Raw genomic sequence first — 26088 nt, forward strand, 5'->3', positions numbered from 1 at the left:
GCTTATATTATTGCTATAAAACCGGAGGTATTTATGTCTTTTATTGAACTTGCCAAAAATCGTTTTAGTTGCCGTGCTTTTGCCGAACGTGCTGTGGAACCCGAGAAACTTATGATGGTGCTTGAGGCTGGGCGAATTGCACCGACTGCCGTGAATGGCCAACCGGTGATAGTGAAGGTGCTTGAATCACCTGAAGCTCTTAAGAAAATTCGCGGTGTTACGCGTATGGCCTATAATGCCCCCGTTGTAATTATGGTTTGCTATGACGATACCAAAGTCTATTCTCCGACAACCTACATGGATGATTTCAAGAGTGGTATCATGGACTCGAGTATTGTTGCCACTTCGATGATGATGCAGGCTACCGATCTCGGGCTTGCAACGCTTTGGGCTCGCGGATTCAGCGCTGCTCACATTGAACATGAATTTGGATTCCCCGAAAATATCAAGCTGGCATGTCTTTTGGACGTTGGCTATGCTGATCCTGTGAACGGTGTTCCTTCGCCGCGCCATGAATTACGCAAGCCGATGAATGAGTTTGCCGAAGAAATGTAGCGCGTTATTCGTTAAATTATTTTGATTGGAAATCTTAGAGCATCATTTAGGCAAAGTTTTTTTTTATTTTGCTTAGGTTGCTTTGGATTTCCTTTTTTTTGTTATGAATTTGTTTGCTCGAATCTTGTTTTTGGCGTTTTGCTCGCTTTGCTTTGCTGGCGCTGCTCCGTCTAGTGTGAATGATACCGTGTCCGTTTCTCCGGCAAAGCTGGATTCGATTGTTGCGGGAAGAAATTTAGTGTATCAGTCGCTCAAAAAAGGCGATAACAATAGCGCTCTTGAAGCAGCCGCTTCGTTAAGGGCTATGTCTCCGGTTCCTGAATTTGCGTTGGATGATTTGGAACTGATGGAAATTTATTTGATGACGGATCAATTTGATTCTGCCATGGTGATGTGGGGGCGAATTTACAGTACCGCATTGGAAGAAGTCCGTTATTCGTATGTTAGCGATTCCTTGTTGGCGCATTTAAACGGGAACTATAACTTTCTTATTGATAAAACTTTCAAAGCCGATTCAAATAAAGTTAAATCTCTTTTTGATCGTGCAATAAAAAACATTGTTTCTCGTGAAAATCGTGATTTAGCGCTAATTATAAAGGATGTAGTTCCTGAATACTCTCTAAACAGTAAGTTTAGTGCGACTCATTATTATGGTTGCAATCGAGATGATGATTGCGGTAAGGTGGATGCTTACACGAATCGGAAATCCGGGATGTATGTTCGAGTTATTGGTGGGTATTTAGAATGCAATTTAGATACGACTCGTCTTGATTCAGTTATTTTGCAATTGGAAAAATTCAAGAGCGATTATCCAGAATCTGAATTTATTCCTTGGATTCAAAAGTTATTGGAATGGCGGACTTCTCAGCGCAAATCTTTTGTGCATCGTTCGAACTATTATAATGAGCGGTTATATACCGGTGGTATTGGCATTGAAGCATGGGGTTCTATTCGTTCGATGTTGGTTGGTGTGCCGATTCAATTTGGGCGCGTTGCCTTTGATTTTCTACTTGGCGGGATTGATCATTATGGAGGAACTTTTTTAGCGACTGTTGGGGTGGATGTTTTTGAAACCAAACGGTTTAAGGTGGTTCCTTTTGTGGGTGGGAAAAATCCCTTTGTTGCCGGGGTCCAGTTTGAATATCGTCCGTGGATATTCCCCTGTAGCGCAAATGGGATTGGAGAATACATCTCCTTTAAATTCAGGTACATGGCTATGTATGGAAAAGTAAAAACGGAAGATGGAGCAAAGAAGAAAGAATTCCATAATGGCTTTTTTCTTGGCGTGGGCATGCATGTTTGGTAGCTCGTTGCAAATCAGTTTTTCTACATTTGGCGTTGTAAAACTTAAAAAAGGATAGAATCATGCGTGATCAATTCGAAAGCCCGCTTATCAAGCGTTATGCTAGCAAGGAAATGAGTTTCATCTTCAGCCCGCAGTACAAGTTCCAGACTTGGCGCAAGCTGTGGATTTACCTCGCCGAATCCGAAATGGAACTCGGCCTCCCGATTACGCAGGAGCAGGTGGACGAACTGAAGGCCCACGAAAAGGACATCAACTTTGAAGTCGCCGAAGAAGAAGAAAAGCGCCGCCGCCACGACGTGATGAGCCACGTCTATGCTTACGGCGTGCAGTGCCCGAAGGCTAAGGGCATTATCCACCTCGGTGCAACGTCTGCATTCGTGGGGGACAACACCGACCTTATCCAGATGCAGCAGGCCATGATTCTCGTGCGCAAGCGTCTTTGCCGCGTGATGGACAAGCTTTCCAAGTTTGCTATGGAATACAAGGACATGGCTCAGCTCGGTGCAACACACTTCCAGGCTGCCCAGCTCACGACCGTCGGTAAGCGCGCTTGCCTCTGGCTCCAGGACATGCTCATCGACCTCGAAGAATTGAACTTCCTCATTGAAGTGCTTCCGTTCCGCGGCGTGAAGGGTACGACCGGTACGCAGGCTAGCTTCATGGACCTGTTCAACGGCGACGAAGAAAAGATTATGGAACTCGACCGCCGCGTGACCGCCAAGGCTGGCTTCAAGCGCGTGCTCACCATCACCGGTCAGACTTACACTCGTAAGTGGGACAACCGCGTGAACCAGGTGCTCAGCTCCATCGCTCAGAGTTTGCACAAGTTCGCTACCGACATGCGCCTTATGCAGGGCGTGAAGGAAGTCGAAGAACCGTTCGAAAAGACTCAGATTGGTTCCTCTGCCATGGCTTACAAGCGTAACCCGATGCGCAGCGAACGCATTTGCTCCCTCGCTCGTTTTGTGATGGCTCAGGTCAACAGCACCGCCTTCACGCAGGCAACGCAGTGGTTCGAACGTACGCTCGATGACAGTGCAAACAAGCGCTTGGCAATTCCTGAAGCATTCCTTGCCATGGATGCCATGCTCATCATCGCCGAAAACGTCACGAACGGTCTCGTCGTTTATCCGAAGGTTATCGAAAAGCGCATCATGGCAGAACTTCCGTTCATGGCTACCGAAAACATCATCATGGAAGGCGTGAAGAATGGTGGCGACCGTCAGGAACTCCACGAAGAAATCCGTGTGATGTCCATGGAAGCAGGCAAGGTCGTGAAGGAACAGGGCAAGGATAATGATTTGCTCGAACGCGTTCTCAAGAACGAAAAGTTCCAGAAGCTCGGCATCACCGAAGAAAAGCTCAAGGAAATTCTCGACCTCCGCAAGTTTGTGGGTCGCGCTCCTGGTCAGGTTGTGAAGTTCGTGACCGAAGAAGTCCGCCCGGCTATCGAAGCAATCCCAGCATGGGATTCCATTGATGCTGGCGAATTGAAAGTTTAACTTGTCATGCCCTGCTCCGACAGGGCATCTCCTTCTCGGAATGAAATTGGTGATTCCCGCTCAAGGCGGGAATGACAACGGAGCCGAGCGATGCAGAAACATGCTTGCATGTTTCTATATCCGAGGCGAACAAATCACCCCCGTTAGGGGAATGACATTAAATTGGCGCGAATATATTGCAAAAAACGAGTCCTTGCGGGCTCGTTTTTTTTGCACTGTAGGTAGATAAGTAGTTTACGGTTTGAATGGCGGAATGTAATCATCGCCTTCGTTGCTGCGACTATTTGTCTCCATATACCCTCCTTTTTCCTTTTGTTGCTTCAAATATATTTAGTATGGCGATATTTTCTGTGTGAATTATATCACGGTGTGATTTTGTTCACGTTAAAAGCCTTTTGAGAAATATGGGATAAATAGGCTAAGGTACGTTTTTTTTGTTCTTTTTTTTCCCTAAAAGGTTATTTTATGCTTATGGAGAAAATTGACTTATCACAATGGACGATGTTCAGCAATCGTCACAATTCCGAGAACTACAACAGTCCGGATGGCAAATGGATGCTGAAATTGGGTTTTCCGGGTTTTTGCTCGACGAAGGAGGAATTGCTTCGCGAGCAGGATATTTGCCGGAAAGTGGTTTCACTTGGAATCCCGACGCCGCATGTGGGCGATATTGTCGAACAGGACGGTCGTTTGGGGCTGATTTACGAACGCATCGTGGGGAAGCGTTCGATTTCGAAATGCGTGGGCGAAAATCCAGAACATCTTGAGGAATACATCAAGGTTTTTGCAGAGCATTGCAAAAAGTTGCATTCTACGTCGTGCATTCCTGGCACGTTCCAAGATGCGGAGGAAAAGTATTCGCGATTGCTCGAACAATCCAAGATGTTCCCTGAGAACGTCAAGGAATTTGCGCGTAAACTCATCAAGGAAACGCCAAAGGTTTCTCGTTGCGTCCATGGCGATATGCAGACGGGCAACTTAATAGTCAATGACAATGGTGCGTACTTTATCGATTTGGGTGAATTTGCTTGCGGCAACCCGCTTTATGATTTGGGGTGCTATTATTATTTCTGCCATTATTTGCCGGATGATTTTCTTTTGGCGACGCATTACATGAATGCTGAATCTATGCGCAAGTGCTGGGATGTATTTGCAAAGCATTACTTTGGTGCAGATACTCCGGAGAAATTGGCGGCGGTGGATACTCGCGTCAAGCCGTATGTATTGTTCCCGATTCTCGATTTTGAGCATTTGATGGCCGAAGATGCAAATTTAAAATACCTGGAAATGAATTTCCAGGTAGCTAAAAAAGACTTGGGATTGTAAGCGATTTTACTCGTTAATTCCATAGAGCCGGTTGTGTGCAAGGCAATCGGCTAATTTTTTGTATTCCGTGACAAATGCTTCGTGGGCGGGGGAGTCGCCGAGCGCTTTGTAGAGGGCGCTGGAGAGCGTTCCGCGTTCGAGCATTTTTTCCATGAAACTCTGCGAGACTTCGGTGAGATTGTTTTTCACGACGCTGTAGATGTGCTTCCAAATATCGCCGGCGGTAACCGGGGTGGATGCGGGGGTGGTCGCGAAATCCATGCCAAATACGGAGAGGTATTCTTGCCAATCGATTTGGGCGTTTTCTGCGTCCTTCGTGGTTTTGGTGAGGAGTTCTGCAAGGCGTGTCGTGTCGAAGTTGCGCAAGAAATCGCGGTATTCCTTGAGCGTGTGCGGCACGGAATTTGCGGCGGATGCGTTTTCGCGAGATGCCGCGAATTTGCCGTTCACAATGGCCTTGAGTGTTGCGATTTCAAGTTCAACGATGGCGATGTCGGCATTCGGGCATTCTTGAATATCGACGAGGCGTATTTCAATGGCTCCACGATCAAAGCGGGCGATAGCACCACGGCTGTTCAAGAAGAAATGATTCAGCAAGTGTTCGGTATCGTACGGGGCGATAGCTTTCTTTACCTTGTCGAAAATCTGCTTATTGTATTCATCGTAGCTGTAAGCTTGTTCCGGGATGACTTGGCCCGTGATTTCAGGAACTTTGTCCTGATTGTGGCGATAAACTTCGATGCGGGCATCGCGATAGCCAGTGTATTTGCCGTCGAGATACGGGCTGCTGGCGGCAATGGCGGGGATTAGCGGCAACAGCAAGCGAATCGCTGCGTGAAGCTCGCCAAATTCTTCGTCGCCATCAAAAGAAAGGTTCAGGTGTGTGCTTTGCAAGTTTGCCCAGCCGTGACCTTTGCAGTTGAAAATGCGGTCGTAAGTCTGGTAAATGTCGAGACAATCGTACGGCCAAAGCTGCATTTCAGCCGGGTCCATGAACGGATGGCAGGCGCTTGGCAAAAGCATCGCGTTGATTTTTTCGAGCTTCTTGTTTGCACGGCGAATCTCATGAAAGAATCGCTTGCCAAGTCCGTCAAATGTGGACTTGGGATGAGCGCACTTGAATTCTAGCACATGGCTTACAAGTTCGTTGGAAAGTCCGATGTCATCGTATTCAATGTCCGAAAGCTGATTGCCGTCTTTATCTTTTCCGAGCGGGACATCGGCGCGAGGCAGCACATTGAGCGTGTCGCGATCGACAATCATGAATTCCATTTCGACGCCGAAGCGTTCCCAAAGTTTGTAATTGCTCATGATTGCCCCCTATAAAAACATATCCCTTTCGTGTTGGAGTACTTTCTGTTGTGCTGCATTTTGGCGGTCTTCGATGCGGTGGCGCAGGCTCCTCATGATGGCGAGATAAATTTTCTTTTTGCCAACTTGGTCTTCGATACCGTGGTCGATACTCGGGTTGTCATTCACTTCGATTACGACCGGGTGGCCGTTGATTTCCTTGAGGTCCACGCCGTAAAGCCCGTTACCGATAAGGCTTGCTACGCGGAGGGCCGTTTTCACGATGCCGTGCGGGACGCTTTCAATCGGGAGGCAATCCCATTTGCCACAAACAGCGTTTTTGTCCTTGCTATCCCAGTTATAAATCTGCCAGTGGTCCTTTGCCATGTAGTATTTACAGGCAAAGAGCGGCTTTCCGTCGAGAATGCCGATTCTCCAGTCAAATTCTGTGGGTGTAAATTCCTGTGCGATGAGCAAGTCGCTGTGCTCGAACATCGTGTCGAGAATTTTTTCAAGTTCTTCCTTGTTGTTCGCCTTCTTGACGCCCATGCTGAAGCTGGAATCAGGCGTCTTGATGACCATCGGAAATCCGATTTCTTTGGCGAGCGTGTGGCGGTTTTCGCTGTGGGCAATAATCGTCTTCGGGGAGGGAATCTTGCCGACTGTCATCAGTTCTTGCAAATAAACTTTGTTGGAACAACGTAAAATACTGTCGGGATCGTCGATGACGGCTATGCCTTCGCTTTGGGCGCGACGTGCAAATGCGTAAGTGTGGTGGTTGACGTTTGTCGTTTCGCGAATGAAGATGGCATCAAATTCACCGACACGGTGGTAGTCCGTCTTGGTAATCATTTCCACGCGGAAACCCGTATCTTGCGCGGCTTCAATGAACAGCTGGATGGCTTCTTTGTTGCTCGGCGGTTCCACTTCTTCGGGATTCGTTAAAATGCCGAGATCATACACGTAGTCTTCCGTCTTGGGGGAGACATAGCGGTCTTTCTGGAAATATTCAATGGCAAACTGGTCCACCATTTCTTTGTGCGTTTCAGGAATTTCGTCAACGCTAATCGGGCGGATAGACTGGATGAACCATTTTTGCTTGAAGACAAATTTTGCACGCAGGAGCGGAGCCTGGAAAACGCGGTAAAGTGCCTGCGAAAGTTCTAGGTATTGCGCACTGACGTTTTGCCCAAAGTAAATGGAAAGCACGAATTCCGTGCCCGTCAGCTTGTGCAGGCTCTTCTGGATCAGTTCATCGATTTCATCGCTGATGATTTTCACGACTGCCGGGGCCTTGAAATCGCGGATATTCTTGACGTTCGGGATGACCTTGTGACCGCGCGCTTCGGCAAGCAAGCTTACATAATAGCCCTTGCTCTGGTAGCTGTAGTCCTTGCACAAGTTGAAAACGCGAACGTTTTTTTGTGTTGTAAATTCTGGATTAGTAAGGTAGTCTTTTGCCGAGACAATTTCGGCTTCGGGAATGTGAAACTTCCAATTCTTTGGCGTGTTCACGACAATTATTTTTTTCATAATGTTTGCACGTGTGGCGTCTTCATGGTGAAGTTGCGTCGTGCGTGCCAAAAACCTCTTTGCTTTTTGACGATATAAAGATAGCTCAATATTTCAAGAATTGTAAAGTGAGGCGGGGAAAAGGTTAAAATAAAACATCTAAAAAGAGGGTGTTACGGCCGTTAAGTCCCTAAAAACGCTGTTTTTTACGAAAAAAAATGTATCTTATTTTATATGCGTATGCGAAATTGTCTTTTATTTGTTTTGCTGTTGAATGTTGTTGTTTTTGCAAATGACTGTAACATTCGTCTGTTACCCGCTTTTACCGATTCTCCTGAAAAACAGACTTTGGCAAATGTTAGAGATTCTTTATTGTCGTCCTTGCAGGCTCAGGATTCGAGTGAAGTTTTCCGATATGTTTCTGTACTGAAAAATTCTGGTTATGGCGAACGTGCTTTGGACAATTATGAACTGTTGCAGATTTATCTTATGATGAATCAGTATGATTCTGCTTTAGTCACGCTAGTAAGGGAACATTTCCGTTATATTAATGAAAGTTATGACAATGAATCCGGTGTCTGTAGTAATAGGGCCCCATATTCTGCTTTTGATGATGAATTGATTGCTTATGCTAATAGAACAATACATTTGACAACAGAAGCAGACTTTCAAAAACAGCTAGACCGAATATCAGATGGAGCGACTACGCAAGAATATAAGGATTTTACCAATTTATTGAAGATCATCCTGAAAAATACAAGATTCAACCATATTTCTAAACGTAGTGATTATTACGCAGGTCGTCCGCCTAATAGAGATTCTTTTCAACAAGCACGTTTTGATGGTGGGAGTTATACCAAAGAAGATTTTAATGATTCTCATGTTTTTGATTCATTGATAGAGAAACTGATTGCATTTAAAAATAAATATCCTGAATCAGAATTTAATCCTTGGATTATGAAGCAAGTGGAGCTAAAAAAAGATGACCGTGAAAGTGATTTGAAAAAGCGGCATTATTATTATGAATTTTTCTATACAGGTGGCATTGGTGGAGAGTTTTTTATTAGTCCGTTAAATGGTAGTTATGAATGGAATGTTGTTCTTCAAATTAAGCGTTTTATTTTAACGGCTAATTATGGGCGGGATGATGATTTTATATATGATGGTTGGAATTTCTTGCTAGGTGTCGATGTCTTTGAAAATAGGTTTTTCAAGATAGTTTCGTTTGTTGGGGGATCAAATCCTTTGATGGCTGGCATGCAATTTGAATTTAGACCGTGGATTTCTGAATTGGGGCGTGAAGTTCCAATTGGGAGCTATTTATCTATCAAAGCAAAGTATGTGTTTAAATATGGCGAAAAAGATAGAAAAGCTGACGATAATGAAAAACATTCTAAGCATAAGTTCTATCTCGGTGTAGGCTTCCACATTTGGTAGCGTTTATTCGAATTTCGTTGTTATATCCAGCGTGTCGCCGCGACCATATTGGTCTTTATAAACAAGTTTCCATGTAATGGTTGAGTCCTTGTAAGAATGAAGCGATTTATTGAAAAGCTGATAGTTGTAAACACGGGCTTTTTCGGGCAATTCTTCGAAAATGACGTTACGGTATTGTTTGTAGGGAACGGGACGATTAGACACACTCCGATATTCAAGGGCGCACATTTTTTTCTTTTTAGAAATATCTTTAACGACTGCTTTCGGAAAGTCTCTTCGCCATTCGAAATCTTTAGGTAGCCCGATGGGTTCTATACTGTAATTGGATTTGAATGTCAGCAATGCAGAACAGGATGTGCTTGGCAAAATAGAAAAGAGTTTTACTACAGAGTCGCGATTGAATTCGGGAATGTTTGCTACAGGAATGTAATTTGTGATAGCATTTTTTCCAAAGTTCAGATCTTTATAAGTTGCTTTCGATGAATTCTCTTTGTGATAAGGATTATTGCATTGTTCGCCCTTGGGTGCTGATAATCTACGAACGCATGAAAAACGATCACCGAAAATTTTACAATCAGAAGGATGCCAAATTGTAGTGTCTCCTCTAAAATCAAGAATGCGATAAAATAGGGAAGCTTTTGTTGAAAATCGTTCAATTGCGGAATCGTAACACTTTGTGGGAGTGTAGTTTTGGCTTACTTCGAATTTTGTCGTGATATTTAGCGTGTCGCCGCGACCGTACTGGTCTTTATAGACAAGTTTCCATAAAAAAGTTGTGTCTCTATATAGGATTGATGTATTAATTAGTTGGTATTCGTAATTTTTTTCTTGTTCGGGTAAAAAATGTCTGGATTTTATGTATCGTAATAGTGGTGGGTGTATAGAGGGAGATCTTAATGAATGACTTTCACAAACATTTTGTCCCGTAGTGTCTTTGCTAATAGACATCCATTTTTTACGATCGTCTTCATCCCATTTAAAATAATCAGGAAGTCCAATAGCCTCAATTTTATAATTTGAATGGAATGTTAAAAGCTTGGAACAGGGGCTTCCTGATATATAAGAAAAAAAATGTGCGACATTGTTTCGGTCGAATGCAGGAATGTCGGCTATTGGAATGTAATTGACGATGGCGTTTTTACCGAAATTTAAATTTTTGTAAATGACTTTTTGTTTTTTTTGAAGCGCTGTATCTGATTTTTGCTTTTGGGTTCTATGCCTTTTTTCTATATCAGGAAAATTATATATGATCTCTTTACTGCACGAAAACGAAGAATCGCGAATGGTGCAGTCGGCAGGATCCCAGACTGTTGTATCTCCGTTTAACTCCAAAATTTGGTACATGATCTGGGTTTTCTCGCACTCGTTTTTAAAAACGAAGAACAACAATATGGCTAAACAAATCAGTCCGAAAATGACAATAAACTTCTTTTTCATTCCAAAACCCAATCGTTAATAATCACAACCGCAAAATACAAAAAATGGAGTAATGGGGCGGATAAATTTTTTTCTACATTTCCCTCTATGCTTACCATTTCGGAATTCCTTCAAGAAAATTCGTTCCCTGCGATTTCGCTTTTTGAAAATGCTGATAACGAGGCCATTCACGTCAATGGCGCGTCGGTTCCGCTAGCTTCGATGATGGTCGCGAACCGCTTCTTGAAAAGTCCGCAGAACATTCTAGTGATTGCGAAAGATTACCGCAGTGCCGAAGTCTGGGTCGAGAATCTCGAAAGCATGGTGGGCGAGGAATTTGTTCGCTTTTTCCCATCACTCGGCTTGAAACCTTACGAAATCAAGGTGCCGTTTGAGGGCGTGCTTGAAGAACGCTTGAAGTTCTTCCGCGATGTTTCGCATACAGAAAAGCCTTTCGTTGTCGTTTGCCCGCTTGATGCATTCTTGATGAAACTCCCGGAACCGGGCGAAATCATGCGTCAGGTGCGTACGCTCCGTGTCGGTGATCAGCTAGAGCCTTCGTCTTTGCGCCCGTGGTTTCTTGATCACGGTTTTACGGAACAGCCGATGGTGAGCGGCGTGGGCGAGTTTTCGATTCGCGGTTGCATTGTCGATGTGAACTGTCTTTTGTATCCGCATCCGATTCGTATTGAATTTTACGGCGACGAGATTGAGTCCATTCGCGCTTTTGATATTTTCTCGCAGCGCTCGCTGGAGCAGATGACGCATATCGAGTTCTTCCCGATGGGCGAATTTACAGTGCCGGAATCGGTGATGGCGGGTGAGGAATGTTCTGCAGAATCGCTTTGGTGGCATCGTCCGAATCACCAGCGTTTGGTGGCAAGTCTCTTGGATTACATGCCGCGTGCATCGCTTGTCTTTGAAGAACTTTCGTTGCTTTCGGAAACTGCTTCGAAGATGTATGGTGCGTTCCGAGGCGCTTATGATGAAGCTCGCGTGACTGATGCAGGAATTGCAGCCCCTGCGGATATTTGGTTCAAAATAGGTGAACTTTCTCGTTTGTTCGTAGGTCGTGCGTCGCTCGATATGACGCGTGTCAAAGTCGATGATGGCAATTGGCACGAAATGCACATGCGTGCTCAGGACTTTACGTCGAATGGTACGGACGCGGTTGCCAAAGAAATTGAAGAATTTTATGATAAGGGTGGTCGCGTTTATGTGATGGCGCAGACGCTTGGCGGCGTGAACCGCTTGCGTGAAATTTTTGACGGTCTGCCGGTCGAAGATTATTTTATCGGCAATTTGAGTGAAGGCTTTTGGCTCGAAGACGATAATGTCGCATTCCTCACGGAATCAAGAATTCTAAACCGTCATGCGAATAAGGCGCGCAAGCATAAGATTGCGGGATCGGTGACGAATGCGTTGATGGTGGAATCGCTCAATCGCGGAGACCTTGTGGCGCATGAAGACCACGGCATTGGCCGCTACTTGGGCCTTGTCCGCGTGGAAGTCAACGGCGGTATGGTCGACTGCGCGTTGCTCGAATACGATGGCGGCGACCGCTTGAAGTTCCCTGTATCGGACTTGCAGAAGATTGAACGTCTCGACCGCTCGGACGATGTTGAAACGAAGCTCGACCGCCTTGGCAGCAAGACTTGGGAAAACATCAAGAAACGCGTCAAGGAAAAGGTCATCAAGATTGCGCGTGACCTTGTGGAACTTTATGCGAAACGCGAACTCGTCGAAGGTTTCGGTTTCCCGCCCGATGGTAACATGCAAAAGGAATTTGAGGATTCGTTCGAATACGATCCGACGCCAGACCAGCTCCGTGCCACGGCTGACATCAAACGCGATATGGAAAGCCGCCGCCCGATGGACCGCTTGATTTGCGGTGACGTGGGCTTTGGAAAGACCGAAGTTGCGATGCGTGCAGCGTTCAAGTGCGTTGCTTCGAACAAGCAGGTTGCAATTCTCGTGCCGACGACGATTCTTGCGGCACAGCATTACGAAAACTTTTGCGAACGCTTTGCCGCTTATCCGGTCAACATCGCCTTGATGAACCGCTACAAGAGCGCGAAGGAAAAGAAGGAAATTTTCAAGCAAATTGCAGACGGTTCCGTGAACATTGTGATTGGAACGCATGCGCTTTTGTCGAATAAGGGTGAGTTCAAAGACCTCGGACTTTTGATTATTGATGAAGAGCAAAAGTTCGGCGTGAAGCAAAAAGAAAAATTGCGCCAGCTTCGCCTTGCCGTCGATACGCTCAGCATGAGTGCAACGCCGATTCCGCGCTCGCTGCATTTGAGCATGACGGGCGTTCGCGACATTTCGCTTATTAATACGCCGCCCATTAACCGCTTGCCGGTCGAAACGAAGCTGATGCAGCGCGATGACGAAGTTTTGAAAAATGCGATTCTCGATGAACTCGCTCGTGGCGGTCAGGTGTTCGTGGTGAACGATCGTGTGCAGACGATTACAAAGCTTGCCGAAGATATCGAAGCAATGGCTCCCGAAGCGAAGGTCGCTGTGGCTCACGGCCAGATGGAAGACCACGAACTTGAACGTGTGATGGATGCCTTCCTTTCGCGCAAGTTCGATATTCTTGTGAGTACAAGCATTATTGAATCTGGCTTGGATGTTCCGAACGCGAACACGATTATCATCATGAACGCGCACCACTTTGGCATTAGCCAGCTTTACCAGATGCGTGGCCGTGTGGGCCGCAGTAGCGTCTTGGCCAAGGCGTTCCTCGTCATTCCGCAACGTGGTGAAATCTCGCAGGAATCCATGCGACGCCTCAAGGCTTTGGAGCAGTTTACTGATCTCGGCAGTGGTTATCAGCTTGCTATGCGCGACCTTGAAATTCGTGGGGCGGGCAACTTGCTCGGTCAGGAACAACATGGCTTTATTGCCGAAGTCGGCTTTGAAACGTATGTGCGCTTGGTGCGCGAAGCGGTTGAAATGCTTCGCGGCGGCGCTCTCGAAAAGCCAATACAACCGCGTGTGGAAATCGGTGTGGATGCTTACCTTCCCGAAGATTACGTGGAAGATGGCCTCACGAGAATTTCGTTGTACCAACGCATTGCTCGAATCACGTCGCAGGCGGATGTGCAGAACATCGAAAGCGAATTGCAGGACCGTTTTGGCCCTGTGCCGACACCGGCAAAGATGCTTTTGCTCGTCACCGAACTTGGACTTTTGGCAGGTCGTTTGCGTATTCAGGGACTTGCGCTCCGCAAGGGCGTTATTGTGGCGACATTTGCAGAAACGCCGTCGCCGGACCCGCGCGTGCTTGGCGAAATCAGCAGCCTTTGCACTTGCAATATGCGTTACTTGGGAATGTCTCCGTTACAGGCTGTGTTCGAAGTCGGGCGCGGGACTCCTGTGGAAATGGCGAAAAAAACGCTCGAAGTGTTCCGGGCGTTCGCAAATATTCAAGTGCAAGCGGCGACTATACGGTCCGCAGACCCGTTACTCACGGCACTTGGCGTAGGCGAGACGCACTGATTCAAGTCGGTTTTCGAGACCTTCGACGAGTTCATCGGGGTCCAAGAAAGATTCATCGGCATCGGTTTCAAAGAACACGCGTTCTTGCGGTATATGCGGAATGGCTGCCGCAGTTGTTTTTTTGCGGAAGCTGTCTTCGTGCAACGAAAAGAGCGAACCGTAGGGTAGGGCTTTTTTTACAAAATTAGCATCCCCGCCAAAACGGTGGAATATGGGGCGTGGTGCTTCTTGAATTCGCGGCAGCACGTGTAAATCACCCACTTCGTGACCTTGTGAAATGTCTTGCGGAAAGCCTGCATCTATCAAAAAATTTAGTACCCGCATATAGTCCCCGACACAATGAATTTGCAAATCCCGTTTGAGTTCTAGGGCTAGTTTGGCTTGCTTTAAGAAAATCTTGTCTTGGGTACCATCGTCGTAGCCCGGATATCGCTTGTCGATACCCGCTTCGCCGACCATGGCATGTTCGTCTTCTTGTAGTTGTTTTTGCAATTTTGCAAACATTTCGTCGTTTGCTTGCGTCGCTATCATTGGGTGGATGCCGTAAGCCGCCTTAAAAGGTTTGATTTCTGTTGAAAATTCCTTTTTAAGCTGGGCGACTTCTTCCCATTCCCATGGTTCGCATGCAATCGCAATAAAGTCATAATTCTTATTACAAAGCAGTTGCGTCAACTGTTTTGGATGGGGTAGTCGTGCTAAATGAATGTGAAAATCGAACATAAAATCCCCCTACATTCATAAAATACAAAGAAATAAGCGAATTTCAAAATTATTTGCTTGTTTTTTGGTGCAAAAAAGCCTAGTTTAAGTTTGTTGGTGCGCCAACCCAAGTTTTTTGAACATCTCATTAAAGGAGTCGCTATGCGCGATTTACTCGAAAAAGCTCTGAATAAAGGTTTGACTGTCTGCTTTACATCCGAAAATGGCTTTGATGTCATTCGAATTTCTTCCGGTAACGAAGTCGTTGCAAGTTGCAGCCTTGGATCGAATAGCTTCCGTGCTTCGGTCGAAGAATCTCTCCAGGCGCTTTTGCTCGACTTGGAACGCAAGGGCTTCTAGTGGCTTTGCCGCAGTTGTTTGTCGGCTGTAGACAGTAAACTGTAATTGCAAAAAAAATCCTGCGATGAACTCGCAGGATTTTTTTTAGTTAAAAATATTTAAGCTTTTTTTGTGAACAACAAAGCCCCAGTTATTAAACTGGGGCGGTTGTGAGAGCGAGGCGAAGACGGAGTCTTGTATCGCTCAAGAGCCGAGTGGTCTCCTTAGTTTATTCTACCAATCAAGTTGCCAGAGAGCATATAGTCTTTAGATGCACCGTAGCTGTGGAAGCCAGCGGAGAGCGAGAAGCGGTCCGTGAGAGCCTTTTCAAGATAAAGTGCTCCGAGAACATCCTTGACATGCTTTGTCTTACTGCCGATAAAGTCGCTGTGGTTATGACGGTTGTGAACGAATTCAGCTTCGAGAATAACGCGGTCGACCGTCTTGAAGTTCAATTCGACACCACCCGTGAGCGGGGCAACGAGGTCGTTAGACATATCCATGAGGGCGACTTCACCGAATACAGTGAGGAAGTCCGGGATAATCGGTGCGCGGACCTTCAAAGAAGCATTGTGGATAATGTCGATGTCGCTATCGTGAACCTTGTCGAAAATGTTGCTGCGGTAGCCGAGCTGGATATCGAACATTTCGAGGCTCGGGAGATCGTGGAAGTTGAACACGAGGCGGAGGTCACCCTTGTTCAGATAAGTTGCCTTGCTGATGAAGGAAAGGGCGATGTCAATGTTTTCGTTCGGAGCAAATCCGAATTCAAACTGGTTTTCCGGATCCTGTGTGGAGAGGAAGCCGTTCATGTAACCATCGATGTAGCCACCGAAGTAGTCACCATTCTTGTCCGTGTTGTCCCAACGACCGAGCTTGAAGCTGAAACGACCCTTGCTCTGGTAAGCCCAGGCTTCGTCGAGAGAGAAGTAGTCTTCTGCAGAGCCCAAGTTGTGATTGTCGCTATCGGTCTTCAAATCACCGGGGTAGAAGGCGAGAGCAAGCTTGCCCTTGAAGTCTTCTGTTTCGGCGAGGATTGCGAAGTTAGCTTGGCCGCTCCATTTTTCGAGGTTGTTGGAATTGTCATCGTCTTCAGATGTCCAGAATACCTTGCCTGCTTCGAGTTCAAAGTCTGCGTTGATGTCGAAGTTGATTTCGTTAACGGTGAAGACCGCATTTTCGATCATCTTCTTTTTCTTACGGTTTTCTGTGGTTGCCGGTTCAGCGGCTGCAACTTCTGCTGCCGGAGCTTCAGCAACCGGAGCTGCTACAGGTGCCGGTTCTACAACGGGGGCTGGTGCGACCGGAGCCTTGACTTCGGCGACCGGAGCGGGTTCTGCCTTCGGAGCTTCAGTCGGTGCGATTGCCGGAATAACAGGTTCTGCTGCCTTAGCTTCGACTGCGGCGGTAGCTTCGGCCTTAGTGGCTTCTGCCTTAGCTTCTGTAGCCTTGACGGTTTCTTGAGCCTTGGTTGCGGCAGCCTTTGCATCGGCGGTTGCTGCGGCTTTGGCGTCTACAGCAGCTGCTTTTGCGTCAGTTGCAGTTGTCTTTGCGTCTGCAACAGCGGCCTTAGCGGCTTCCGGAGCCTTTGCTGCTTCCTTAGTCTTGGCTGCGGCGTCTGCCTTTGTTGCTTCGACAGCCTGAGTAGCATCGGCCTTGGCCTTTTCGACTTTAGCCTTCTTCTTGGCTGTGACGGCCTTAGCCTTAGTTACTGCAGCCTTAGCTTCTACAGCCGGCTTTTCGGTTGCTGCCTTTACATCTTCTGCCGATGGAGCGGCAAAAACGGATGCTGCAAGTAAGCAACTAGCAAGAAACATTTTCTTCATTTGAGATCTCCTTGATGTTAAACTCATGTTTAAATACTCATTTAAATGTTAGTAAAATTAACATAATCTTTTTTTTACTACATATAATGTCCCCATTAATCTAATTTAAATATCCAAAAGAGGTGGTTGTTTTGAAAAAAATCTTGTTGGTGATGTTGGTTCTATTTACGGCGAGCGCGTTCGCCCAAATGAAATTGGATGTCTATAAGAAAATTAATGGTGAAATAGACGAAAGGCGGTCGCTCGGTTACCTTACGTCTTCGGATGCTATCAAGGAACTCCCGATTCCGAAAGACCGTATTGAACACGAAAGTTTTGTGGACGTGCAAGAAAAAGTTCGTGGTGCAAACGGAAAAATGCAAACGGTCACCAAGAAACAACGTGTTGTAACGTACGAAGAAGTGGAACCGAAGGCTCCGCCTCGTTATGTTCCGGTGAACTGCAAGTTTGGTGACGTTTGGGTAAAGCGTTCGGAACTGGATCGCTTTATGCAGGAATATGCGGACTTGAGCGGCGAATACGTTTCTGAAACAGGACGTGTTGTGTTGAAGAGTTCTCCGAGCAATGCAAATCGTTTTAACATCATCGTGCAGAATGGCAAGGATGACGATGTTGCCGAAATTGAGATGGGAAACCTCGAAAAGAAAAATATTAATGGTCATGCCCGCTTCGTTTATAAGGAAGAAGGCTGTGCTGTTGGTGTAGACGTGTTTAACCGAGTTGTCCGCGTGGCCCAGCGTGGTTGTGAAGATTACAATGTCGGTGGTTATACACTTGCTGGCAATTATCCGACGTTCCGCGGAAACAATCGAATTGTCGAAACGTTTAATTTGGATTCATACAGCTTTTCTTTCCCCAAATACTTGTGGTGCTCGAGTGGCTATGATACCTGTGAACCGCAGACGGATGAACATGGCATCGTGAACATTACGTGGAGCAAGGATGGACATGGGACTGTAGAACGCCGTGCGGGGAATTCTGTGCATACTTATCGCGCTATGGAACGCGTGATTCCGCACAAACGCGATTTTTACAATGGTGAAAAACCGATTGCTCTCAAAACCAAGCGCACTGACATGAGCGGTGAGTGGATGAATTGGTATTTTTATCCGAGAGCGGGGCGTTTCAAGATGATGCGTTCCGGTCAACGTCACGATGCCGCTTATATGGAAATTTACGAACCCGTCAAAGAAGATGATTAAGAGTGGGCTTCGCCCAAGCCCGCAGAATTGTTGCAGAAGATTATGATTAAATCGATTGAGCAGAGTCGCATTTTGTTTTTGGATTCGGGGCCACTGGTACGACTCCTCCAGATGCATCCGGATTATTATCCGATTGTTTCAGACGTACTGGACGGCGTTTACGAGAATAACGTGCAGGTCTTGGTTTCTTCTGTGACTTTGTTTGAAATTTGCAAGAAGGCGTACGGTGCAAACGATGGCGTACTTGCTCGGCAGTACCGCGAATTTTTCGAGAAGTCTGCGAACGTGCGCCTTTGCGAAGTGAATGCTGACGTTTCACTTAAGGCGGCGGAACTTTTTGCGGCTGCGTCCCGCACAAATCATAAACTCACGGAAGGGGAGGCTTTGCGCCTTGCAACTGCGTTTGTGAACGGTGCCGATTGTATCCTCACGGAATGTGTGAATTTCCGTGATGCAACGGACGCGCTCGTCGTTACGCTCGATGAAATTTAAGTTAGAGCAATTATTTTTGCTGAGCCCGTTCGTATTCTAGCTTTTTTTGTTCGTATTCTTTTTTCTTTTGCTCGTAATCTTCGAGCCCCGCTTTGACTCTGTCTTGGTATTGTAGATAGTAGGGAATGTAGTCTATCATATCTATGTTGCCGTCCTCGTCAAATTCAATAAGATATTTGTCGTTGACAACAAACGTGGGTTCGACAATCTTAAATGGGTTAAACCAAAAAATTGTAGTCATTTCTTCTGGGTTTATGGAGCGGATGCTGATTTCGCTGAGTGCATTTGCTTCTGGGCTGCCTGCTTCGGCACTGTAAAAAGCCGGGTAGCGGATATCTCGCTTGATAATATTCCATGCGCCCATTCTCGATTTTGCCGTTTTGGGGACGGCGTAGCGTAACTTGAATTTCTCGCTTTGTATAGTCGCGTCATAGGTGCGAGTCCGTTTATTAAACGCGCCTGTCTGGTGAATTTCGTCAATTCTTGCCCAAGCGCCGGGCTTTATATATAAAGTTTTTTTGAATTGGAATATTGCGTCGTCCGTTGCAAGGTCTGCTTTAAGTTTGTTGTAAGCTTCGATGACTTTTTCATCACTTGCCAAAACGTATTGGACGTTGTCGGGGACTTTTTGGTACTTGATGTTTGCTGGACGATAGTTGTTTGCCTTTCCGATAATTTCACCACCGGGAATGAGCTTGTAGTCGGATTGTGGCTTAGGTGGAGCGGACGCACAACCGATAAGAAAACTTGCTACGCAAATAAATGTAAAAAATTTAGTGAATTTCATTTTTCTCGATCTTATAAGTGAGTTTGTCCTAATTTACAAATTTTTAGTGTGAAAAACCAATTTAAGTTGGATTTTTGCTACACTCTAATTTCAATAGCGTACAAGGCTATGAAGCGAAAAAAATGGATTTTCGGTGTAGCATATTTACTGTAGCGGTCGCCAAAAGCGTCTAATTACTTTCTATTTCCTGCTTCCTACTTCCTACTTTTTCTATCTTTTCCGCGTAAAATTTATTGGAGTTTAACATGTCTAATTACTGTCCTGTTATTGGTCTCGAAATCCATTGCCAGCTCGCCACTAAGACAAAGATGTTCTGTGGCTGCGAAATTGAAGTGAACACAAGCCCGAACAAGCACGTTTGCCCTGTTTGCCTCGGTATGCCGGGTGCTATGCCGGTGCCGAACAAGAAGGCTGTGGAATACGCCATTCGCTTGGGCCTCGCTCTCAACTGCGAAATCGATTTGAACGCCATGTGGACTCGTAAGAACTACTTCTACCCGGACCTTCCGAAGGGTTACCAGATTACGCAGACGGGTGGACTTCCGGTGTATGACCATCCGATTTGCAAGAATGGCTGGCTCGAAATTGTGAAGGCCGACGGCACCAAGAAGCGCGTGGGCATTACCCGAATCCACATGGAAGAAGACGCCGGTAAGCTCATCCACGACATGAGCCCGTCCCAGAGCCATTTTGATGCAAACCGCTGCGGCACGCCGCTTTGCGAAATCGTGACCGAACCGGATATCCGTAGCCCCGAAGAAGCCGTGCTCGTGCTAAAGAAGATCAAGCAGACGCTCGAATACACGCGCGTTTCTAACGCCAACATGGAAAACGGCAACATGCGCTGCGACGGTAACATTTCTTTGCGTCCGTCCGAAGACGCTCCGTTCGGCATCCGCGCTGAAATCAAGAACTTGAACAGCTTCACGAACCTCGAAAAGGCTCTCTACTGCGAAATGAACCTCCAGGCCTCGACGCTCGATGCAGGCAAGGAAGTCGAACAGTGCACCAAGCGTTATGATCCCAACGCCGACAAGACGATTGTGATCCGCTCCAAGGAAGACGCTCACGACTACAAGTACTTCCCGGAACCGGACATGGTCCGTCTCGTGACCGATCCGGCATTTGTTGATGAAATTCGCCGCACGCTTCCGGAACTGCCGGATGCCCGCCGCGAACGCTTCATGAAGGACTTCGGTGTTTCGGAATACGATGCCCAGGTGCTGACTGAAGACCGCGATGTGAGCGAATGGTACGACACCGCCGCCAAGAACTGCAAGAACGGCAAGGTGCTTGCTAACTGGGTCATCACGGAACTCCTCGCCAAGATGAAGGACCTTGAAGGCGGTCTCTCCGCTCTCAAGATCAAGCCGGAACAGCTTTGCGCTCTCGTGAACCTCATTGCCGACAACACCATCAACGGTAAGATTGCAAAGACCGTGTTTGCCGAGATGTTCGAAACGGGCAAGGATCCGGAAACGATTGTGAAGGAAAAGGGCCTTGTGCAGGTCACCGACACAGCCGCTATCGAAGCCGTTGTCCGCGAAGTCTGCGCTGCCAACGCAGCTCAGTTCGCTGAATTCAAGGCTGGTAAGGTTGCACTCAAGGGCTTCCTCGTGGGCATGACCATGCGCAAGTCCGGTGGCAAAGCTAACCCGGGTCTCGTAAACCAGATTCTCGACAAACTCGCTAAGGAAGGCTAGTTTAGACGAGAGACGAAAGAGTGTTTTTTTCGAATTCGAGAAAGCGTCATTGCGAGCCCAAGGTCACTGAGCGTAGTCGAAGTGGGGGCGTGGCAATCCACGGCAGTTTGTTGCTCGTGGTTTTGTTCGCGCTCTTTCTCGCGTTCCCGACCTCAGCCTCTGCAAAGATGGACCGCTCGGATAGTTCTTACGTCAGCACGTTGAACATGACCGAAGAGCAAAAGGAAAAGGTCTATGGCGTAGATTCCTCGACTCTTGCTAAAGGCCCGACTTTGCAGGAACTCAACGAAGAAAATCCGACTTACGTCAAGCGCGAATACGACCACAAACAGCAGGTGGTTGTGGGTAGCGTAATCATGTTCTGCGTTGCCCTCGCGATGGTCCTGATGAACAATTACAATCCCAAAAGGTAGATAGGTATTAGGTGTTAGGTATTAGGCAAAGAATCGCAGTTTCGCTGCACAAAACAAACGCACAATGAGCGTAATTCTTTTTCGAAACCAGTAACTTAAAACCTATAACCTAAAACCTACAACCTAAAAAACTAATTATGAACTACACAGAAGAAGCAAAACAGAATTTCAACGACCTCTCCAAGAACCCGTATCCGGGTCGTGGCATTGTGCTTGGCACAAGCGCCGATGGCAAGTCCTACGTGCAGGTTTACTGGATCATGGGTCGCAGCGTGAACAGCCGCAACCGTGTGTTTGAAATCGAAGCCGATACTGGTTTTATGAAAACCAAGGCTTTCGACGAATCCAAGCTCACGGACCCGCACCTCATCATTTACTATCCGGCTCGCCATACGAAGGACGTGCAGATCATCACGAACGGCGACCAGACGGACACGATTTACAACGCCATTAAACTCGGTGGCACGTTCGAAAGCGCTCTCCGCACTCGCCAGTACGAAGACGATGCTCCGAACTTCACGCCGCGTATTTCCGGCATCCACTACAAGAATGCTGAACCGGCAATCTATAAGCTCTCCATCCTCAAGAGCCGCAACAATAGCGAAGACGCTGGCTGCGAACGTATGACGTTTGAATTCGAAAAGGCTCTCCCGGGTCTAGGCCACTTCATCAGCACGTACGAAACGGATGGCAAGCCGATTCCGTCTTTCAACGGTTTCCCGAAGCTCATGCCGATTTTCAACACTGCTGAAGAAACGCTCAAGGCTTACTGGGACGCACTCAACGCTGATAACAAGGTTTCCTTGATGGTCAAGTGGATTGACCGCGAAACATTCGAAGCGAAGACGATTATCGTTAACAAGAACGTGTAATCGACCCCTGGACTCTGTTCCGAGGCGTGAAACTTTTAAGCGGAAAAAGCGGGCTTATGGCTCGCTTTTTTGCATACTAAACGATTAAAAAGATTATTTTATAATAAGAACTTTAAAATCGATCTAGCAGGTATTTATGCAAAAGATTCTTTTGTTGTTCGTATTCCTTGTGATTGCCGGTTGCACCTCCAATCAAATAAAATCATTGGAACGCGCGTCCGGCTCGTTCAAGGTGCTTGGCAATTTTGAACTTGATGTGACAAGCTCAGAACCGCAATCGTTCGTCGTCGAAAAGCCTGAAAAGCCTTCATTCTGGAGCGCCCGATCCGACGGCCAAACATGGTGGGGGACATCTTTGTGTTTTGATAACGTAGACTCGCTAGATGAATTTCCCATCATTCTGGAGGCCTCTATTGCGTTTAAATTGACGATGGGTGGCAAGGAATATATTGCCGATGAACATGAGGGTTATAATCGGGTAAATTATTGCTCGTGGTATGACGAACGTAAAGGTGTTCATCGAAAAGGATGGGCCATTCGAAGCAAGCTCCTTCCTCCTGAAGCCGATTTTGATTCCCCGATGAATATTGAAATTCAAATCTTGAACGATAAGGATTCCGTCTTGACGAATCTTTCGAAAAAGTACCCCAAGCCAATCTTGATTGTCTATACAGATGGGTAGGGGTTAAACTACTCTCTACCGACTTACTTTTCAATGACCTGCCCCAGAATCTGGTGCAGGCGTTTTTTATTCCCGAATCCATCGGGATTTTCGATGTAGTAGAAAATCTGCTTGATGAGTGCGCTGGTGTTGAAATCATACGATGCAATGCGCAATAAATAGCTCTCGGCGGAGTTGTCGAATCCGAGTACGTTCGGGTCGGTCTTGTCGCCTGGCAATGTGCAATCGCCATCATCGCTAATTTCGTAAAAGAGTCCTGCGACTTCATCGTTCACGCAAACCCAGCAATCGCAATCGATAGGAACGTTCTTGGCGAATTGCAAAAGCTTTTTCTTCACGAGATTACGTGCGTATGATTCGACGGAAAATCTCGAGACTTCGTGTCTTGCAATTTCCTTGTAATCCCACGGGCTTGCGTATTCGTCATCAGTAAATGCAATGACTTCTAGCCCTGAATTCATGAGGCCTGTCAAGCGATCCTTGGACCAAGAACTGTTGTGGTAGGGCGAAAAATAGCAGACCTTTTTGAAGCCTTTTTGCAAAAGGTATTTGCCCACCTGCAATCCCGGAATTTCTCCGAATGTCGAGTTGAAAAATGCCCAGTTGCTTTTCGTCAAAAAACGGCTCGGAATATTCTGCAACGGGTGTTCCCACCAAACGGATACGGGGTATTTCACACCGTAAAAGAGCTGCAAAAGCGCGTGCGGATTCTGCACCAAGAGTGTCGATAGCACTGCACCGATTGCATTCGGATAATCTGTCAGACGGCAGACTTTTCCACTGCGGTCAATGAGCTTGCCGCTTTCTTCGTTGATGCCCAGCAGAATGAGCTTGAAATGTTGTTCACCGGCGGTCTGGTAAACGAGACGCAAAAAGTCGAGTTCACGTTCGCTTTCGGCCGTAAAACCGCCCCACGAATTGCATCGAGTGACGAACAGAATCTCGCTAAAGTTCTTTGTCGTCTTGGTCTTGAGCGGGGAGGCGAATGCGTACAAGCGACCTCTGCGAACGAGAATCCCCTGATTGACTTTATGAATCAAAAATTTGCGGAGAATCGTTTGCGAGACGTTGTATCGGTCGGAGAGTTCCTTCGCAAGCGGTAAATTCTTGTTCGGGTCAAGGAATCCTTTTTCCCAGTCCGTCGAAAATTCGCGTTCAAGGCGTTCGAGCACGGTTTCGCGATGGACCGTTTTCGAAAGCATTTGCGCAAGATCATTGGCGTCCGGAGCCTTGCCCCAGAAAAATCCCTTGCCACGGATACTGTAAATGAGACCTTCTTCGGAAAGTTGCTTGAGTACGCCCTGGATAGTTCCCGACGAGACTCCAAACGTTTTCATCAGCTTGCGTACAGACGGGAGCATTTCCCCGTCTTTCAGCTCTTGCTGCAAAATCGCTTGTTTGATCTCGTCACGCATATTTTATGCCATGTTACGGGCTGCAATCCATTCTCGAACGGCGCGTTCTGCGTTCCCGGCGAGGATTTCTTTTTTGTTCTTTTTCTTGAGACCGTCTTGATGGGGAAGGAGACCGAAGTTGAAATTCATCGGCTGGAAGTCCTCGTTTTCTTCGACAAGGCGGTTCATGAGTGCGCCAATGCAGCTCTCTTCTGGGAGCGGATCAGCGTGTCCATGCAAAATCGTTTGGGCCATGTTCCAAGCGGCGTACCAACCTGTGGCAACAGCTTCAGTATAGCCTTCGGAACCGGTAATTTGCCCTGCAAACCATGTGGGCGGAATGCCCTTCGCGCATTCGAGTTCTGGGCGCAGGCGGAGCGTTTTATCGAGGAACTTGGGCGATTCGATAAACGTGTTACGGTGCATGCAGCCGAGACGTGCAAATTTTGCATTGCGCAGTGCCGGCACCATGGTAAAGATTTCCTTTTGCGTGCCCCACTTGAGGCGCGTTTGGAAACCGACCATGTTGAACAACGTCTTTTGCTTGTTTTCGGCACGGAGCTGGATCACGGCATACCACAAATGGCCGTTGTTTCCAAGCCCAAGCCCTATCGGGCGCATGGGCCCGTGGCGTAACGTTTCGTAGCCACGACGCGCCATCTCTTCGACCGGGAGGCAACCTTCAAAAAGTTCCTTCTTTTCGAACGGACGTGGTTCTGTAGCTTCGGCTTCGCAGAGCTTGCGCACAAATTCTGTATAAGTTTCCTTGTCGAGCGGGCAGTTGATAAAGTCGGCTGTTTCGCCTTTTTCCCAACGATTGCGGTAGAAGGCGTGGTCAAAGTCGATGCTGTCTGTTTCGACAACGGGTGCAATGGCATCGAAAAAGTGCAGACGGTTGCTGCCGAGACGCTTGAAAATATCATCGGCGAGAGCGTCGCTTGCCAAAGGGCCTGCTGCAACAAGCGTCGGGCAATCGCCTTCGAGACTTGTCACTTCTTCACGATGGAGCGTGATATTCGGGAATTCGGCAATCTTTTTTTCGACAAGTTCGCTAAAAATATCGCGGTTCACGGTGAGGGAATCACCTGCAGGGACTGCCGCTTCTCGCGCACATTCCAAGAGGAAACTTCCGAGCATCGTGAGTTCCGCTTTTAAAAGGCCGTGGGCGCTTGTAATGCCTAAGGCCTTGAAACTGTTAGAACAGACGAGTTGAGCGAGGTGTCCGTCCCTGTGAGCGGGCGTCTGCCTGTTGGGGCGCATTTCGTACAAATCTACTTGAAAACCGCGGCTCGCCAATTGTAAAGCCGCTTCGCAGCCAGCAAGACCGCCACCAATAACACGTACTCGTTCGTTCATTTAATTTACAACAATTTTTCTATAGCTCTTCGCGTTTCCGATCCAGAGCTTGACCAACAATTCTTCAAGGGATGCCGTACTTACACATTCCGGATCCGCGTCTTGAATTTCATCTGAAATCAGGTTCGCCTGAGTCAAGTTCAGCATGCCGTAGTACAAAGCCTCCAACAACTGTGACAAAAACTCGGGCGATACTCTTGCAACGGATTCCATGTCATTCAACGGAGGGAGTTGCGTCTTGTCCGGCTGGAATTGATCCAAGTTGTCCATTGTCCACATGTCGGTTGCCTTGCTCATTTCGGGCGAGGGGGCAATACCCGTCAACTTGGAGCGGTATTCGTTCCATTCCTTGGCGGTTGTCTTACCGGCTTTGCGTACAGACTTCAAGAAAGAGAGGACCGCGTAGTAGAGGTCCTTCTCTCTTTGGTTTGTTTCTTTTTGAGAAACTGGAATCATTCTTACCTTATAGTAA

Annotated in this window: 22 protein-coding genes; 13 read left to right on the plus strand and 9 right to left on the minus strand. The window is 47.1% G+C overall.

Annotated elements, in window-relative coordinates:
• Window positions 1-33 precede the first annotated feature (33 nt).
• The 4 genes from BUQ91_RS04775 to BUQ91_RS04790 all read left to right on the plus strand — a co-directional run bounded on the left by BUQ91_RS04775 (window position 34) and on the right by BUQ91_RS04790 (window position 4689).
• Entirely contained in the window at window positions 34-555 is a 522-nt protein-coding gene (locus BUQ91_RS04775) for a nitroreductase family protein (protein ID WP_074208339.1), read from the plus strand.
• A gap of 103 nt (window positions 556-658) precedes the next feature.
• Window positions 659-1861 (plus strand): hypothetical protein, encoded by a 1203-nt coding sequence (locus BUQ91_RS04780; RefSeq protein WP_139299689.1) that lies wholly within the window; start codon window positions 659-661, stop codon window positions 1859-1861.
• 59 nt (window positions 1862-1920) lie between these two features.
• On the plus strand, window positions 1921-3363 hold the full coding sequence (gene purB, locus BUQ91_RS04785; protein ID WP_074208341.1) for an adenylosuccinate lyase: 1443 nt from the start codon (window positions 1921-1923) through the stop codon (window positions 3361-3363).
• A gap of 465 nt (window positions 3364-3828) precedes the next feature.
• Window positions 3829-4689, plus strand: coding sequence for a TIGR02172 family protein (locus BUQ91_RS04790; RefSeq protein ID WP_254842247.1), 861 nt, complete (start codon window positions 3829-3831; stop codon window positions 4687-4689).
• Between the two features lie 6 nt (window positions 4690-4695).
• Here BUQ91_RS04790 and BUQ91_RS04795 read toward each other — a convergent pair whose 3' ends face one another.
• Both BUQ91_RS04795 and BUQ91_RS04800 read right to left on the minus strand, forming a co-directional pair.
• Window positions 4696-6000 carry a carboxylate-amine ligase gene (locus BUQ91_RS04795; RefSeq protein ID WP_074208342.1) on the minus strand — a complete coding sequence of 435 codons (1305 nt, stop codon included), beginning with the start codon at window positions 5998-6000 and terminating at the stop codon, window positions 4696-4698.
• A gap of 9 nt (window positions 6001-6009) precedes the next feature.
• Complete coding sequence (locus BUQ91_RS04800; protein WP_074208927.1) at window positions 6010-7512, minus strand: RimK family protein; 1503 nt, start codon at window positions 7510-7512, stop codon at window positions 6010-6012.
• Between the two features lie 219 nt (window positions 7513-7731).
• Here BUQ91_RS04800 and BUQ91_RS04805 point away from each other — a divergent pair, with 219 nt between their 5' ends.
• Complete coding sequence (locus tag BUQ91_RS04805) at window positions 7732-8928, plus strand: hypothetical protein (protein ID WP_074208343.1); 1197 nt, start codon at window positions 7732-7734, stop codon at window positions 8926-8928.
• A gap of 3 nt (window positions 8929-8931) precedes the next feature.
• On the opposite strand, the gene BUQ91_RS04810 is transcribed toward BUQ91_RS04805, so the two are convergent.
• Complete coding sequence (locus BUQ91_RS04810; protein ID WP_074208344.1) at window positions 8932-10365, minus strand: hypothetical protein; 1434 nt, start codon at window positions 10363-10365, stop codon at window positions 8932-8934.
• Window positions 10366-10452: 87 nt separating this feature from the next.
• Here BUQ91_RS04810 and mfd point away from each other — a divergent pair, with 87 nt between their 5' ends.
• Window positions 10453-13851: a transcription-repair coupling factor gene (gene mfd / locus BUQ91_RS04815; protein WP_074208345.1), complete on the plus strand. Its 3399-nt coding sequence runs from the start codon at window positions 10453-10455 to the stop codon at window positions 13849-13851.
• Here the strand turns inward: mfd and BUQ91_RS04820 are convergent.
• The gene (locus tag BUQ91_RS04820) at window positions 13816-14571 is read right to left on the minus strand and encodes a TatD family hydrolase (RefSeq protein ID WP_074208346.1); all 756 of its coding nucleotides are present in this window, start codon (window positions 14569-14571) and stop codon (window positions 13816-13818) included. The two genes, mfd and BUQ91_RS04820, sit on opposite strands and share 36 nt — an antisense overlap.
• Before the next feature lie 141 nt (window positions 14572-14712).
• Between BUQ91_RS04820 and BUQ91_RS04825 the strand changes: the two genes are divergently transcribed.
• A complete protein-coding gene (locus BUQ91_RS04825; protein ID WP_014544972.1) occupies window positions 14713-14910 on the plus strand; it encodes a hypothetical protein in 198 nt (65 codons plus the stop codon).
• Between the two features lie 203 nt (window positions 14911-15113).
• On the opposite strand, the gene BUQ91_RS04830 is transcribed toward BUQ91_RS04825, so the two are convergent.
• Window positions 15114-16715 (minus strand): hypothetical protein, encoded by a 1602-nt coding sequence (locus BUQ91_RS04830; RefSeq protein WP_074208347.1) that lies wholly within the window; start codon window positions 16713-16715, stop codon window positions 15114-15116.
• Between the two features lie 122 nt (window positions 16716-16837).
• On the opposite strand from BUQ91_RS04830, the gene BUQ91_RS04835 reads away from it, so the two are divergent.
• Window positions 16838-17917 (plus strand): hypothetical protein, encoded by a 1080-nt coding sequence (locus BUQ91_RS04835; protein ID WP_254842248.1) that lies wholly within the window; start codon window positions 16838-16840, stop codon window positions 17915-17917.
• Window positions 17918-17959: 42 nt separating this feature from the next.
• Entirely contained in the window at window positions 17960-18409 is a 450-nt protein-coding gene (locus BUQ91_RS04840; protein WP_074208349.1) for a type II toxin-antitoxin system VapC family toxin, read from the plus strand.
• A gap of 10 nt (window positions 18410-18419) precedes the next feature.
• On the opposite strand, the gene BUQ91_RS04845 is transcribed toward BUQ91_RS04840, so the two are convergent.
• Window positions 18420-19196: a hypothetical protein gene (locus tag BUQ91_RS04845; RefSeq protein ID WP_072828929.1), complete on the minus strand. Its 777-nt coding sequence runs from the start codon at window positions 19194-19196 to the stop codon at window positions 18420-18422.
• 245 nt (window positions 19197-19441) lie between these two features.
• Here BUQ91_RS04845 and gatB point away from each other — a divergent pair, with 245 nt between their 5' ends.
• The 4 genes from gatB (at window position 19442) to BUQ91_RS04865 (ending at window position 22866) form a co-directional block, all read left to right on the plus strand.
• Window positions 19442-20899: an Asp-tRNA(Asn)/Glu-tRNA(Gln) amidotransferase subunit GatB gene (gene gatB / locus BUQ91_RS04850; protein WP_074208350.1), complete on the plus strand. Its 1458-nt coding sequence runs from the start codon at window positions 19442-19444 to the stop codon at window positions 20897-20899.
• A 20-nt stretch (window positions 20900-20919) separates the two neighbouring features.
• Window positions 20920-21312 (plus strand): hypothetical protein, encoded by a 393-nt coding sequence (locus tag BUQ91_RS04855; protein WP_074208351.1) that lies wholly within the window; start codon window positions 20920-20922, stop codon window positions 21310-21312.
• A 137-nt stretch (window positions 21313-21449) separates the two neighbouring features.
• Window positions 21450-22184, plus strand: coding sequence for an IMP cyclohydrolase (locus BUQ91_RS04860; RefSeq protein WP_074208352.1), 735 nt, complete (start codon window positions 21450-21452; stop codon window positions 22182-22184).
• A gap of 136 nt (window positions 22185-22320) precedes the next feature.
• Window positions 22321-22866 carry a hypothetical protein gene (locus BUQ91_RS04865; protein WP_074208353.1) on the plus strand — a complete coding sequence of 182 codons (546 nt, stop codon included), beginning with the start codon at window positions 22321-22323 and terminating at the stop codon, window positions 22864-22866.
• A 23-nt stretch (window positions 22867-22889) separates the two neighbouring features.
• On the opposite strand, the gene BUQ91_RS04870 is transcribed toward BUQ91_RS04865, so the two are convergent.
• The 3 genes from BUQ91_RS04870 to BUQ91_RS04880 are packed head-to-tail and all read right to left on the minus strand — an operon-like array spanning window position 22890 to window position 26072.
• Complete coding sequence (locus BUQ91_RS04870) at window positions 22890-24281, minus strand: GntR family transcriptional regulator (RefSeq protein WP_074208354.1); 1392 nt, start codon at window positions 24279-24281, stop codon at window positions 22890-22892.
• 3 nt (window positions 24282-24284) lie between these two features.
• Window positions 24285-25616: a methylenetetrahydrofolate--tRNA-(uracil(54)-C(5))-methyltransferase (FADH(2)-oxidizing) TrmFO gene (gene trmFO, locus BUQ91_RS04875; RefSeq protein ID WP_074208355.1), complete on the minus strand. Its 1332-nt coding sequence runs from the start codon at window positions 25614-25616 to the stop codon at window positions 24285-24287.
• Complete coding sequence (locus BUQ91_RS04880) at window positions 25617-26072, minus strand: hypothetical protein (RefSeq protein ID WP_072828910.1); 456 nt, start codon at window positions 26070-26072, stop codon at window positions 25617-25619.
• Window positions 26073-26088 lie beyond the last annotated feature (16 nt).

The sequence above is a fragment of the Fibrobacter sp. UWB11 genome (assembly GCF_900143015.1).
Classification (GTDB): domain Bacteria; phylum Fibrobacterota; class Fibrobacteria; order Fibrobacterales; family Fibrobacteraceae; genus Fibrobacter.

Bases quoted from the DNA above. Each gene is read 5' to 3' on its own strand.
- BUQ91_RS04775 (WP_074208339.1), top strand. From the start codon at position 34: ATGTCTTTTATTGAACTTGCCAAAAATCGTTTTAGTTGCCGTGCTTTT.
- BUQ91_RS04780 (WP_139299689.1), top strand. From the start codon at position 659: ATGAATTTGTTTGCTCGAATCTTGTTTTTGGCGTTTTGCTCGCTTTGC.
- purB (WP_074208341.1), top strand. From the start codon at position 1,921: ATGCGTGATCAATTCGAAAGCCCGCTTATCAAGCGTTATGCTAGCAAG.
- BUQ91_RS04790 (WP_254842247.1), top strand. From the start codon at position 3,829: ATGCTTATGGAGAAAATTGACTTATCACAATGGACGATGTTCAGCAAT.
- BUQ91_RS04795 (WP_074208342.1), bottom strand. From the start codon at position 6,000: ATGAGCAATTACAAACTTTGGGAACGCTTCGGCGTCGAAATGGAATTC.
- BUQ91_RS04800 (WP_074208927.1), bottom strand. From the start codon at position 7,512: ATGAAAAAAATAATTGTCGTGAACACGCCAAAGAATTGGAAGTTTCAC.
- BUQ91_RS04805 (WP_074208343.1), top strand. From the start codon at position 7,732: ATGCGAAATTGTCTTTTATTTGTTTTGCTGTTGAATGTTGTTGTTTTT.
- BUQ91_RS04810 (WP_074208344.1), bottom strand. From the start codon at position 10,365: ATGAAAAAGAAGTTTATTGTCATTTTCGGACTGATTTGTTTAGCCATA.
- mfd (WP_074208345.1), top strand. From the start codon at position 10,453: ATGCTTACCATTTCGGAATTCCTTCAAGAAAATTCGTTCCCTGCGATT.
- BUQ91_RS04820 (WP_074208346.1), bottom strand. From the start codon at position 14,571: ATGTTCGATTTTCACATTCATTTAGCACGACTACCCCATCCAAAACAG.
- BUQ91_RS04825 (WP_014544972.1), top strand. From the start codon at position 14,713: ATGCGCGATTTACTCGAAAAAGCTCTGAATAAAGGTTTGACTGTCTGC.
- BUQ91_RS04830 (WP_074208347.1), bottom strand. From the start codon at position 16,715: ATGAAGAAAATGTTTCTTGCTAGTTGCTTACTTGCAGCATCCGTTTTT.
- BUQ91_RS04840 (WP_074208349.1), top strand. From the start codon at position 17,960: ATGATTAAATCGATTGAGCAGAGTCGCATTTTGTTTTTGGATTCGGGG.
- BUQ91_RS04845 (WP_072828929.1), bottom strand. From the start codon at position 19,196: ATGAAATTCACTAAATTTTTTACATTTATTTGCGTAGCAAGTTTTCTT.
- gatB (WP_074208350.1), top strand. From the start codon at position 19,442: ATGTCTAATTACTGTCCTGTTATTGGTCTCGAAATCCATTGCCAGCTC.
- BUQ91_RS04860 (WP_074208352.1), top strand. From the start codon at position 21,450: ATGAACTACACAGAAGAAGCAAAACAGAATTTCAACGACCTCTCCAAG.
- BUQ91_RS04865 (WP_074208353.1), top strand. From the start codon at position 22,321: ATGCAAAAGATTCTTTTGTTGTTCGTATTCCTTGTGATTGCCGGTTGC.
- BUQ91_RS04870 (WP_074208354.1), bottom strand. From the start codon at position 24,281: ATGCGTGACGAGATCAAACAAGCGATTTTGCAGCAAGAGCTGAAAGAC.
- trmFO (WP_074208355.1), bottom strand. From the start codon at position 25,616: ATGAACGAACGAGTACGTGTTATTGGTGGCGGTCTTGCTGGCTGCGAA.
- BUQ91_RS04880 (WP_072828910.1), bottom strand. From the start codon at position 26,072: ATGATTCCAGTTTCTCAAAAAGAAACAAACCAAAGAGAGAAGGACCTC.